This window comes from Ruegeria sp. P10 (assembly GCF_056534925.1).
This window is the reverse complement of sequence record NZ_JBQERJ010000014.1, coordinates 47535-60228: the sequence shown is the minus strand read 5'-3', so window position 1 is coordinate 60228 and position 12694 is coordinate 47535. Positions and strand designations below refer to the sequence as shown.

Genomic DNA, 12694 nt, shown 5'->3' with positions numbered 1-12694 from the left:
AATGTGCTGCCCACCTTCCAGCCCGAGAGGCGCCCCGAACGCCCGCCTGTTCGGCCTACTGCTGACAATATGCCCCGTTGGACGGCCGCCAGCGAAGGAACGCAAGAAAATCTTCCAGACCCTCTTGCACCTGCCCGCAGGCTTGGCTAAATGCAGCATCACGGGTGATTAGCTCAGTTGGTAGAGCGCTTCGTTTACACCGAAGATGTCGGGAGTTCGAGTCTCTCATCACCCACCATCCTTTCCCCCAAAATTTCTGCGCTGTTCCGCATCCGGGGCCAATCATCATTGATGCCGGTCCCGAAAGTCTATCGCGAATAAAACCCTTCTCGCAATTCCTGCCTGAGACGCAGACGCTCGGGGTATTCTTTCAGAAATTGTTCGGGCGGAGTACCCTCCCAGACTTGCGCGTAAACCCGCATCTTGTTGCCGCCATAGATCTTTTCGAGGTCTTCATCGGAATAACCTCTTGCCCAGAGATCATCGGTAATTGCCGCAAGGATTTTGGCCAACTCACCGTTGCCGGTCGCCCCTTTGTTGAACGCGTCGATCATATAGCCGCCATCATCATACATGCTGGCGTTTGCAGTCGCGAACTGCACAACCAATTCAGTCGAGAACATGTCATCCGTTGCGATCCCAACGTGGTCGACCCCAACAAGTTGAACATAGTAGTCGATCATGTCGGCGGCTTGCTTGGGTGAGATATCTTCAGGCCAAACGCCGTCCATCATCCATTCAGTGAATGTCGGAGAAACATAGCCGCCCGATTTGGCCGCACGCAGGGCCTCGTCATCGGGAATGGCCCGATAACACCCGCGTGGCGTCGCACCGGGTTCGTTTGCGTAAAGGCCGGCAGGAACCGAATGCGTGTAAACATAAGGCACGCCGGGATAGTTTTCGTCCATGTAGTCCATGGCGTCGTTGGCCGTTTTGGAACCCGTGTGGCTCAGGTCCAGAAGGATGCCGAAACGCACCATTTCATCGATCACCGACTTGCCCCAAGGGGTCAGACCGATATCGCGCCCGTTATAGGCCGCCAACTGCCCCGACCCGGTGCGGAAGATATCGTTGTAGGCCAGGATCATACTCTTGATCCCCATATCCTTAAGCAACGCCATCTTCCTCAGGTCGCCATCCAGAATCGTCGCCGTCTGGCTGTTCCAGATGACCGCCGTCTTGCCTTGAATATGGGCGGCTTCGATATCGCGGGTTTCATTCACGATCAGGTAATTCTCTGGCTGTTGCACCATCGCCGACCGGAAGTGGTAGTGCTGATCAAGAAAGGTCTCAAAAGACATATCCGCTGCGGCCAGCGTCATCTCATGACCTGTTATTCCGTGGTCCCGAGCCCGCGCGAAGTAAGTGTGCAGCTGTTCCTCTTCAGTCCAGCCGGTACCGTAGGGGCTGGCCAACATGCCAAGCACGATTGTGTCATTCACAAATTGCTTTGCTTCATCCGACGCATCCCATGTCTTGCTTTCCTCGCTCGCGTGCAGCGCGGCACCGGATACGATTGCAATAGCGCTTGCGGCCAACCAAGTTTTCATGACTGAGCCTCCCAAATTGGTTTCGTGTGAGTTGCTGCTTTCGAGCCGCATCAAAAAACGATCCGGGTGCGCAGGCTGAACAACGTGATGCTATCCTGATTGGCGTTCAGCAGCGGATTGGAGATGAACTGTAGTGACGGCGTGATTTGCAGACCGGGTGAGATTGAAAAGCGATAGAATGCTTCCAGCGTGAACTGATCGCCGTCGATGTTTCTTGCTTCGGCCCAGTTCAAACCCAAACCGGCCAGATCGGTGTTTCGACCGTAATAGCCCAGCCCGGCAGAAACCGAACGATCATACAGCGCTGCCGTGCCTTTCGACGCCCCTGCCCGAACGAACGGCATCCATTTGTTGTCGACAAACCAAGCCGCGGAAAACACGGCGCCATAGTCTTCTGCACGGCTGCCATCGTCGGCCGCATCTGCATGCCAGAGGGTCAAATGGACATTGTCGAAATAGATGCGATCAAAGCCCGAAGTGTAGCCAATCTCAAACGATTTGAAGAGATTGCCGTCCCTGAACACGTCAAGACTTGGATCCGACGGATCGGCGTTTGCGTCTGCAACGCTGGCAACGGCGTAGAAGTTTTTGCTCAGCTTTATCCCACCGGCAATGCCAATTCCCTGGTTGGGTGTGTTGATTGTCGGGTTGGTGTTGAACGACAGGTTTTGGAACCCGCTGTAGGGGCTGACCAATCCATAGATATCCACAAAGTCCGTTACATCAATCTGGCCGACTTGCAGCGTCCACGCGCCGTTCTCGGCCCTTTGGGTCCAGAACAGGTTGGTCAGCAACAAACCATTGTCGTTGAAGGCTGTCCCGGTGATCGACAATGCACCTCCGTCCAGCCCAAGGAATTGCGGGGCAACATCGGTGTATCCGTGCCGATCTTCGATTTTGAATGTCAAAGAACCCCGCTCGGTTGCCTGCCAACTGCCGTAGACACGCGCGATTCCACTTGCGGCCTCACCAGTTCCCAAATCAGCGTTCGTGGATTGGCCCAACGCCAGGTAATCCACGTTGAACCGAAACCCGCCCTCGGCCAGCCGGTCTTTCCACCGAAACCAACCCGGCGCGATGTTGCGCGGAAATTCGGAACGGTAATGCGGATCGGTCAGGCCATCGCCAGGTTTCAGCTCGGCCTCGACCGAAGAAGGCCCGGACAACCCCTGCGCAGACGCCGTACCCGCGCAGGCAATGCTCAATGCAGCAACAAGGCGCCCTATCATTCCGACGCCTTTGCGCCGCCAGTTTTACGATTGCCAGCAGCTCGGACGCGATCGGCTGCACGCTGTCTCCATTCCAGACCGTCGGCCTTGGTTTCCAGCGTTTCAAAGCTGTCCGTCTCCAGTTTGAAGGTCGCATTCATCGGCACAAGCCCATCCACGACCATCATGTTCTGAACCGAGGGTTCAATCGTCAGCCTACCTGTAAGCCGAACGGGTTCATGGAAGTAACTGGGGGCCCAGTCACCGTTCAACCGCACCCGGATCATCTGATTGGGCGGAGGCGGGGGCATGTGGCTGCACATCCCGCGTTCTGGCACTAAATATGCAACCGCTCGCCCGTCCGGATCGTTCGGCGCGGGAATGGCAAAGCCTGTCAGCGTAACACTCTGGCCATCGAAACGCGGATTTCCCCTTGTTCCTGCCTTTCTTCGCCGCTCTTTCACAGCCTCTCGCTGATCGAGCAGCCAGTCGACATCAACGCCACCCTCGGCCAAGGCGTCTTCAGTCTCGGTCAGAAGCTCTTGCCATTTCTGTCTTTCCTCAACGCTGCCGACATCCTGCTGCAACCTGCCGCGCAAGCGCACAACGAACAGGACATCGTCAAACTGTTCAGGGCTCAGATCACGATAAGGGTCATCGAACACCTGCACCGACGGGTCCGGAAGGTCAGACCAGTCAAGCGTCGCATGGGGCGTTGCCATTGCGGAATGACCGCTCAGGACAAAGCCAGCGAAAACTGCGGCGCGAAACCAAGGGAACATCAAATCTCTCCAACCGTTATTTGGGTCAGTCCAGTGTGTTCTTGTATATCACACCGTCCTTCATAATCAGTCGGATCGTTTCCGGGCTTTCCGGCCTCGGGTCGGCGCCAAACCATTGATCCCCGGTTCCAACGACGGAAAAGTCTTCAAGTGGGTTTCCGTCGATCAGCAGGATATCAGCATAGGCCCCTTCCTCGATAACGCCCAGATTGCCTTCGGGATAGGGGTTCATGAACGGTCCGGACAAAGCGGCGATTTCACCGCCAGTAGATGTCATTGCGACCAACGATGCGTGAGAGCCAAAGAACTCATTATTGAGATGTTTTTCATAGGCAATTTGAATATTGCAGGCAGCTACAGAACCTACGCAATCCGTGTGAAACCCTCTTTTAGCTGGGCACTCATTCATGTTTTTTATGTAGTCGCCGAAAGCCTGCGTGGCGGACTGTGCCTTTCGTAAGCTGGCTGGGACATCTCGAATGGCAGGAATATCGAAGAGATTTGGATCAAATGCCGTGAGATTGGTTGTGATGTAGGCTCCTTTCTCTTCCATCAGCGCTGATATTTCACAATCAAACATGAAACCGTGTTCAATTGATCGCACACCAGCATTCAGTGCCGCCATGATCGTTTCCTTGCGGTAGGAATGGGCCATGACGTAGCTTTCGTATTCGTTGGCAACCTGCACGGCCGCTTCTAACTCTGCCGTCGATCCAGCCAATAACTGCCACGGGTCAAACACTGAAACTACACCGCCTGATTGCATGTACTTCAGTTGTGTTGCTCCCATCCGAAAGTTGTTACGAGCAAACTTGTACATTTCGGAGACACTGTCGACTTCTTGGGCCATATTCAGACGGCTGAAATTTGAAGACTGGCCAACAGGTGCTGTAAAGTTGGCGAAATCAGCATGGCCACCACGCGTACTTAGAAAAGCAGCCGCAGGGTAGAAACGCGGCCCGACAATAGTCCCGGTGTCGATTGCGCGGCGAAGCCCTCCATTAGCGCCACCTGCATCTCTTACGGTGGTAAAGCCTTGCATTAAGTACATCTCAGCCATTTGAGTGCCGTGAATCGCGAGGTCTTCCCAAGTGCTGTTGGCTTCCATTGCGGGCAACGTGGGTCCTGGCAGCATCAGGTGTGCATGATTTTCGATGAAGCCGGGGGTCAGTGTCCGCCCTTCTCCGTCAATAACCGTAGCATTGGGGGCATCAATCACTTCAGTTGATACGGCCTTAATCAGGTTGCCCTCGACCAATACGCTGGCATTCTCGATACGTTGCTCATTCACGCCATCAAAGACGTGCACATTGGTAAACAGCGTTTGAGGATCTTCTTGATCCTGAGCCTGCGCAGCCACCGAAAAACCAAAAACTGCCGCGACCATTACCGCCGGGCAAAGGGATATTCGCATGTTGGTCATAGGTCTTCCCTTCACATTCACGTTTTACCGAACGTAGCCCGAAAACTCTTGGGCGGGTTGCCACTTTTGGATTAACATGTGCGAATGTGACCGCAAAAAAGGCCACTGAACGAAACCATTGGTTTAAAAAAGGGTGACGGACGTGCCACTCAGCTCCACTTCTGAAGCGCATAGCGAAGGCTTTATCCGCCTCGCGCTGGCCGCCCCGTTTCTGCAATATCTCACCGACCGCAGGATCAATCCGCAACCGGCCTTGGATCAGGTCGGCTTGAAGGCCGACCTGCTGTCCGACCCATCTGTCTATGTCCACTCGGAACTGGTCTATGGTCTGTTGAATGCCTTCTCAGAGTTGTCAGGGGATCGATACCTTGGCCTGAATGTAGGAGAGACATTTGACCTGCAAGGATGGCCGCCGTTCGCTCGGTCGTTGCAATCCTCGAACACTCTGTTCGAGTTTTTTGCCCGGTTCGTCAGGCTTGTGCCACAAGAGTCCAACTCCGTGCGGCACAGCCTTGTCGTGGAAGCAGACAAAGCGATCTATCGGATCGCGCGGCAACAGGAACCAACCGTTCCGCCCGTTCAGGTTACCGGGTTCGGGGCTGCCATCTATGTGCGCCTGTTGCAAAGCGTGGTCGGAAACGCGTGGGATCCGTCCCGGGTGCGATGGGAAAGCAGATACATCCTTGGCTTGCCACGCGGTTACAAAGGTATCGAAGTCGGTCTTGGACCCAACCCCGGAATGCAGATCAGTTTTCCCGTGGAATGGTTGTTTCTACACCATGCGGCAGAGGAGTCCGAAGCGCCGACAGCCACGATTCGACACGATGAAGACGTCACCGTAGTGGCCGCTTTGCGGTCTGTCCTGCGTGGAAAACTGGATGAGTCAGAGCTGGGGCCGGAGGTTGTGGCCGGATTGCTGGGTATCCAGCCCGAGCGGTTCCTGAAAGCACTTCAGAAACATCAGACAACACTTCCCCGAGAGGTAAGGCGTCTGCGGGTCGATGTCGCCAAGAAGCACCTCAGAGAAAGCAAAATGACAGTTGCCGAGATCGGTCTCATGCTTGGCTATTCCGACAAGTCCCACTTCACTCGGTTTTTTCGAAACCAGACCGGTGTGACGCCAACCAAATTCCGCCTTGGATAGCACCTGCGCTGCGAATGGGCGGGTTGGCGTTCCACTGCTTCTCTCATGTGTGTCCACCAAGGGATGGCAAGAGTTTTTGCCACGGTCATGGAGCCAATGCCAAGGGTTGAAAAAGCTGTTGCCCCACGGTCCTTTTGGCAACGCATGCGCCGTCACGCATGCCTGTTGCGGCTCGATCGGACGTGACTTTGAAGACGGCAGGAGAGGATATGCCCTTGAACCGTTCCGCAGTTTATGCAACTTCAAATCGCTGACAACGCCAAGCATTTCTAAGAAATCGTGCGCTTGGCGGTAATGCAAGACGGCGTCTTGGTGCATCTGCGGATTGGAAAATGCGCTTCGGTTATGCCGAAGATGTCAGGAGTTCGAGTGTCTCATCACCCACCTTTTTGCCTTCAAAATTTCGACGCTCAAACACGCTTGAATCGTCGCGGCAGAGTTGCAACCGGTTGCAAGTTCAGGTCGATGATGCATAATGCTCGGGCAATGCCAGACTTATCTGTTTTCCTGCCTCGCTGTAATCGGAGTCCCGCAGCGTGAGCGTGACCCTGAAAGACGTGGCCGCCTTGGCCGGTGTATCGCGATCTGCGGTGTCGCGCACCTTTACCGAAGGTGCCTCGGTTTCCGCAAAAACGCGCAGCAAGGTTGAAAAGGCCGCGCGAGAGCTGGGCTACAGCCCCAATGCTCTGGCTTCGTCGCTGACGACCGGGCGCACCAAACTGATCGGGTTGATTTCGAACAACTTTCACAACCCGATCTTTCTGGAAGTCTTCGACCAGTTTACACGCGCCTTACAGGAACGCGGCCTGCGCCCGCTGATCGTGAACCTGACGGACGAGACCGAGCCCGCCAATTCCGTACGCATGCTGCGGCAATATTCGGTGGATGCGGTGATCGTCGCCTCGTCGACCTTGCCGCCCAGCTTTGCCAAAGCGTTCCACGATGCGGGCGTGCCGGTTGTGCACACGTTCGGCCGGTCTGCCACCTCGCCCGAGGTGCATGTGGTCGGGATCGACAATGTGGAATGCGGCCGCATGGCCGCGCGCGAGCTGGTCGCGCGGGGTTATGCCAGCGTGGGCTATCTGGGCGGGCCGCAGGATGCGACCTCGTCCCTGGACCGGCAGCGGGGCTTTTTCGAGGAAATGGCCAACCATCCGCAGATTCCCGTCAACCACTCCTTCGCCGGAGCTTATTCCTTCGAGGCCGGCCGGGCCGAGATGCTGCGCCTGCTGGCGGGTGATCCGGCGCAGGCCTATTTCTGCGGCGACGACATCCTGTCGATCGGGGCGCTGTCGGCGCTGGCCGATCACGGGCTGAAACCGGGCACCGATATCGGGATCATCGGCCTGAACGACATGGAGATGTCGCGCTGGGAATATATCAACCTGACGACTATCCATCAGCCGATCAAGCAGATCATCACCTCGTCGGTCGATCTGGTGGAAGAGATGCTGAAGGCGCCCGATCGCTACCCCGAGGCACGGATTTTCCCCTGCCGGGTGGTCGAGCGGGGCACGTTGCGGCCCCGCCTCTGATCAGCGGAACATCGGCGGGCGGGCGTCCTGCCAGGCACCATCTGCTTTGCCCGACGCAACAGCCGCGTGCACCGCTGCGATCGATCGCACGCCATCCGCTGCGGTGGGCAGGCCATCCCGGCTTTCACCGCGGATCGCATCCGCCAGATCGCAATAGATATTGGCTACAGCCAGCGGGAAGCCTTCGGGGTGCGCGATGGCGACCCGAGACAGGCGCTGCACTTCATCATGAAGCCCCCCCTCGCCCTTTTCGATGATCTGGGTGCGCCCTCCTACCGGGGTGTAGATCAACTGGTTGGGTTGCTCTGACGCCCAGCGCAACCCGCCGGTTTCGCCAAAGACCTGAATGTCAAAGCCATGCTGGCGCCCGATCGCCACAGAAGATGTCCAAAGACGCCCGACTGTGCCGCTTTCCATCCGGAAGTTGATCATTGCATCGTCTTCCAGTTCCCGGCTTGCGATCGTTGAGGCCATATCAGCCGAAAGCGTCTTCACCTCATCATCGCAGATAAAACTGGCCATATGCAGGGCGTGGATACCGCAATCGGCGAACTGCCCGGAAACCCCTGCCATCGCAGGGTCATAGCGCCAGCGCACGCGCGGATTGTCCGCATCGGTGGCATCCCCATGATGGCCGTGGCTGAAATTGGTCACCACAAGACGCACCTGTCCGATTTCGCCTGAGCGCACCATAGCGCGGGCCTGCCGCACCATCGGATAGGCGGAATAGCAATAGTTCACCGAGCAGATCTTTCCCGACGCTTCGGCGACGCGGACAATTTCCTCACCCTCTCCCACAGTCATTGTCATTGGCTTTTCACACAAGACATTGAAGCCCGCCTCAAGATAGGCCTTGGCGATCTCGAAATGCGTCGAATTCGGAGTGGCGATTGTCACCAGATCGATCCGGTCTTCACGGTCCTTCTCACCGGCCAGCATCTCTTGCCAGTCGCCATAGGCGCGATCGGCGGCAACACCCAATCGCTGCGCGTATTCTCGGCCCGCTTCGGGCCGGTGATCCAGCGCGCCTGCGGCAAATTCAAACAGCCCGTCAGCCTGTGCCCCCAAGCGGTGCGCGGGGCCAATCTGGCTGCCTTCACCACCACCGATCATGCCCCATCTCAACTTAGCCATGGTCATCGTCTCTCATTAGAACTTTTTTGTTTGAGCGATCAGAAATCGCGGATGTCTTTCCACTGCCGCTGCTCGGACGATGCCAAGGCGGCGGCAAGCACCCGGTTGACCTCATGCCCGTCGCGAAAGGTGGGCCAAGTGGCCGTTCTGGTGTGGACGGCCTGAAGAAAGTCTTTGGCCTCGATAATGATCTGGTCCTGATAGCCCGTTCCGTGGCCCGGACCCTGGCAGAAGGGCTCGTAATCCGGATGCGCCGGTCCGGTCAGGATTTTTGTGAACCCACGGGACGCTTCGGGTCCTTCCCGCTTGTAGAGCCACAGCGCGTTCTGGTCTTCCTGATCGAACCGGATGGCGCCCTTTGTTCCCGATATTTCATAAGCATAGCCCATTTTCCGCCCCGTCGCGACGCGGCTGAAATACAGGTTGCCCATAACCCCGTTTTCAAAACGGCACATCATCTGGGCATGATCATCATTTGTCACTTCACCACCCGGTCGGGTTTTGTGAACCGTTTCAACATCCGCCATCACACGCGCGATCGGTCCAACCAGCGCCAATGCACCGTTGACCATATGCGGTGCCAGATCTCCGATGGTGCCATTGGCCATGCCCGTCGTACGCCAGGAGGCAGATGCGTGCGGGTCGGCATAGAAATCCTCGGTGTGCTCGCCCCGGAACCAGGTGATATCCCCGATTTCACCATTTGCAATAAGCTGGCGTGCGTATTGCGTCGCAGGCGTACGAACATAGTTGAACCCCACCATGTTGACCGCGCCCGACGCTTCGGCAGCAGCAACCATGGCCAGACTGTCCTCAAGCGATGCGCCCAGTGGTTTTTCACACAAGACCGGTTTACCCAGTGCAAAAGCTGCTTCGGCAATCTGACGATGTGTCGATTGAGGCGAGGCGATGACAATTGCCTGAACCCTGGGATCCTCAACCAATACCCGCCAATCATCGGTCGCTCGGTCAAAACCGTAGGCCGTCCTGTAACGTTGGGCGCTTTCGGGGCTGGAGGCACAGATGACCTCGAGCCGGGGTCTCAATGCCGTGTTGAACACCGCGCCGACCGCTGACATGGCCACGGAATGGGCCTTGCCCATATAGCCGCCGCCGACGATTCCAATTCCGATTTCAGGCATCTGCAACGGCTCCGAACATATCATTTGCAACCGGTTGCAAAATCAGTATCGTGTGAATCGATTCAACGCAAGGTCCAAACTTTGCCGACCCATTCTGCCGGAGGACAAAACTTGAGCGTTTTGATGGATGGTATCAAAGGAAACCGTTTCGCCGTTCTGGGGCGTGCGGGTATGGACCTTTACGCAGACCCAATTGGCGTCAAAAGCGAGGATGCCAGCACGTTTCATGCCGACCTTGGTGGTTCTTCTGCCAACATTTGTGCCGGGCTGGTCAAGTTGGGCAGCGAGGCGTCGCTGATCACGTCCGTCTCGAACGATGCGATTGGGCGGTTCTGCCTCAACCGGTTGCGGCATTACGGGGTGGACACATCCTATATCCGCATTCTGGGCGGCGAATACCGCATGTCTTTGGCCGTGTACGAAAGCCGGATCGAGGACTTTCAGAATGTGATCTATCGCAACGGGGCCGTTGATTTCCAAGTCACGAAAGAGGATATGGACAGGGTCGATTATTCATCTTTCTCGGCAATCATCTCGGCTGGAACGGTCTTTGCGTCCGAACCGTCGCGCAGCGCCACATTCCGGGCCTTCGAGAACGCCCGAAGCGCAGGCCTGCCGATCATCTTCGACATCGATTTCCGCCCATACAGCTGGCCCTCGGCCGAGGTGGCTGCCGAAGTTCTGTCGCGGGCTGGCGAAGCCAGCAACCTGATCGTCGGCAATGACGAAGAGTTCGGATTCATGGCCGGCGGCATCGAAAAGGGTTTTGCCAAAGCGCAGGAACTTGCCCAAAAACCGGGTCGGATCGTCATCTACAAGATGGGCGAAAAAGGTGCTGTCACCTTCGTGGACGGGCAAGAGCTGCGAACCGGTATTTACCCGGTTACGGCTGTCAAACCCAACGGGGCTGGCGACAGTTTCATGGCCGGGCTTCTGGCCTCGATCGCGGCGGGGCACGATCTGAAAGACGCCGTCATGCGCGGTTCGGCCTGCGCGTCGATCGTGGTGTCGCATCCCGGTTGCGCACCCGCCATGCCAACGACACCAGAACTGGACGCGTTCCTCGCTTCGCATCCCGGCCCGACCACATAGGAGAGTACCATGCATATCGCGCCCTATGACAATCGGAACAAACCCATCGTAGACGCCGATGATCCGACCGTTCCGCTGAACTATTTCAACATCGTCAAGCTGAAAAAGGGCGAGGCCTTTGAATACAAGGTCCCGGGTTACGAGACCTGCATCGTGCCCGCCACCGGCAGGGTCGACGTGGACGTCGAAGGCGTGCGCTTTGCCCATCTGGGTAATCGGGGCGAGGATGTCTGGGATGGCGAACCCGAGGGAGCCTATGTCCCGTCGGGAGCACGGGCGCAGATGGTCTGCGTGTCAGAGGCTGCCGAGGTGTTCGTGGCAGGCGCAAAGTATGACAAGGTGCTGGATCCGTTCGACGTGCGCGAGCACGACCTGGTGCAATACGGCAGCGACGACACCAAGACCCACCGCAAAATCAAGCACATCCTCGGCCAGAAACAGCATGACAAGGTCGGTCGCCTATTGGTGAGCGAGCTGTTCACCGTCGGTCAGGGCGGCTGGTCGGGCTTTCCCAGCCACAAGCACGACACCAACCGCCTGCCGGACGAGACCCGGCATGACGAAACCTACAATTTCCGCTTCAAACCCAACTGGGGCTCGGGCCTGCAGATGCTGCAGCGCGAGGACAACGAGCCGGGCGATGCCTATCACATCGTCGATGGCTCCACGATCTGCATCGACAAGGGCTATCACCCCTGCTGCGTGCTGCCGGGATACGAGATGTATTACTTCACCATCCTCGGCGGGCTGACCCAGCGGTCGCTGGTGCAGTATTTCCAACCCACCCATGCCTATCAGATCGAAACGATCCCGGGCATCAAAGACATGATCGCCAAATTCAAATGACCCTCGCTACGCTCAAAGACGTCCTGCAACCCGCCTACGAACAGGGCTATGCCATCGGCGGCCTGGTGACGCTGGGCTGGGAGGACATGCGCGCCTATGTCGCCGCCGCCGAGGCCGAGAACGCCCCGGTGATCCTGCAAGCCGGACCCAGCTGCCGCGAGCACACCCCGCTGCCGATCCTGGGCAAGATGTTCCGGTATCTGGCCGAAAACGCCACGGTGCCCGTCGTGGCGCATCTGGACCACGGCTATACCTTCGAGGACTGCAAGATCGCGCTGGACAGCGGGTTCACCTCGCTGATGTTCGACGGGTCGCGCAAGCCCTTGCAGCAGAACATCGATGAAACCGCCGCGATTGCCGAAATGGCCCATGCCGCCGGGATCTCGTGCGAGGGCGAGATCGGCTTCGTCGGCTATTCCGGCGGTGAAGGTTCCAACGGCACGGATCCCGAGGAAGCCGCGAAGTTTGCCCGCGACAGCAGCGTGGACGCGATGGCAATCTCGGTCGGAAACGTCCACCTTCAGCAAAAAAAGGAAGGTGGTCTGGACGAAAACCGCATACGCCAGATCGACTCCATGACCGACGTTCCACTGGTCATCCATGGCGGATCGGGTGTGCCGGTCGAACAGCGCGCGCGGCTGGCGCGTGAAACCGCGATCTGCAAATTCAACATCGGGACCGAGCTGCGCATGGCCTTCGGCACCGCCCTGCGCGAGGCCGTAAACCGCGACCCCGACCGGTTCGACCGGGTAACGATCCTGAAGGAAACGCACGACTCGGTTGAGGCTGCTGCCCGCACGGTGATCCGCGCCTTTGGTGCGCCACCGCAGCGGTAACG

The 12694-nt window shown here is 57.5% G+C and carries 11 protein-coding genes and 1 tRNA gene; 6 read left to right on the top strand and 6 right to left on the bottom strand.

The window, feature by feature from the left end; genetic code table 11:
* Positions 1-162: 162 nt before the first annotated feature.
* Positions 163-238 (top strand) — tRNA-Val (locus ACR0FB_RS19310).
* Positions 239-308: 70 nt separating this feature from the next.
* Here ACR0FB_RS19310 and ACR0FB_RS19305 read toward each other — a convergent pair.
* The 4 genes from ACR0FB_RS19305 to ACR0FB_RS19290 are packed head-to-tail and all read right to left on the bottom strand — an operon-like array spanning position 309 to position 4963.
* Entirely contained in the window at positions 309-1550 is a 1242-nt protein-coding gene (locus ACR0FB_RS19305) for a dipeptidase (RefSeq protein ID WP_480621614.1), read from the bottom strand.
* Positions 1551-1600: 50 nt separating this feature from the next.
* On the bottom strand, positions 1601-2779 hold the full coding sequence (locus tag ACR0FB_RS19300) for a carbohydrate porin (RefSeq protein WP_171638000.1): 1179 nt from the start codon (positions 2777-2779) through the stop codon (positions 1601-1603).
* Entirely contained in the window at positions 2776-3540 is a 765-nt protein-coding gene (locus tag ACR0FB_RS19295; protein ID WP_480621615.1) for a DUF3299 domain-containing protein, read from the bottom strand. Before ACR0FB_RS19295 ends, ACR0FB_RS19300 begins: the two co-directional genes overlap by 4 nt.
* A gap of 25 nt (positions 3541-3565) precedes the next feature.
* On the bottom strand, positions 3566-4963 hold the full coding sequence (locus ACR0FB_RS19290) for a metal-dependent hydrolase family protein (protein WP_171118964.1): 1398 nt from the start codon (positions 4961-4963) through the stop codon (positions 3566-3568).
* Positions 4964-5105: 142 nt separating this feature from the next.
* On the opposite strand from ACR0FB_RS19290, the gene ACR0FB_RS19285 reads away from it, so the two are divergent.
* Positions 5106-6107, top strand: a complete 1002-nt coding sequence (locus tag ACR0FB_RS19285) for an AraC family transcriptional regulator (protein WP_480621616.1) — start codon at positions 5106-5108, stop codon at positions 6105-6107.
* A gap of 536 nt (positions 6108-6643) precedes the next feature.
* On the top strand, positions 6644-7642 hold the full coding sequence (locus ACR0FB_RS19280) for a LacI family DNA-binding transcriptional regulator (protein ID WP_480492503.1): 999 nt from the start codon (positions 6644-6646) through the stop codon (positions 7640-7642).
* Here ACR0FB_RS19280 and ACR0FB_RS19275 read toward each other — a convergent pair whose 3' ends face one another.
* On the bottom strand, positions 7643-8776 hold the full coding sequence (locus tag ACR0FB_RS19275) for a Gfo/Idh/MocA family protein (protein WP_480621617.1): 1134 nt from the start codon (positions 8774-8776) through the stop codon (positions 7643-7645). It lies immediately after the preceding gene.
* 38 nt (positions 8777-8814) lie between these two features.
* Entirely contained in the window at positions 8815-9918 is a 1104-nt protein-coding gene (locus ACR0FB_RS19270) for a Gfo/Idh/MocA family protein (protein ID WP_480621618.1), read from the bottom strand.
* 123 nt (positions 9919-10041) lie between these two features.
* Here ACR0FB_RS19270 and iolC point away from each other — a divergent pair, with 123 nt between their 5' ends.
* The 3 genes from iolC to ACR0FB_RS19255 are packed head-to-tail and all read left to right on the top strand — an operon-like array spanning position 10042 to position 12692.
* Positions 10042-11010: a 5-dehydro-2-deoxygluconokinase gene (iolC, locus tag ACR0FB_RS19265; RefSeq protein ID WP_480621619.1), complete on the top strand. Its 969-nt coding sequence runs from the start codon at positions 10042-10044 to the stop codon at positions 11008-11010.
* 9 nt (positions 11011-11019) lie between these two features.
* A complete protein-coding gene (locus ACR0FB_RS19260) occupies positions 11020-11856 on the top strand; it encodes a 5-deoxy-glucuronate isomerase (protein WP_480621620.1) in 837 nt (278 codons plus the stop codon).
* A complete protein-coding gene (locus ACR0FB_RS19255; protein WP_480621621.1) occupies positions 11853-12692 on the top strand; it encodes a class II fructose-bisphosphate aldolase in 840 nt (279 codons plus the stop codon). Before ACR0FB_RS19260 ends, ACR0FB_RS19255 begins: the two co-directional genes overlap by 4 nt.
* Positions 12693-12694: the final 2 nt, after the last annotated feature.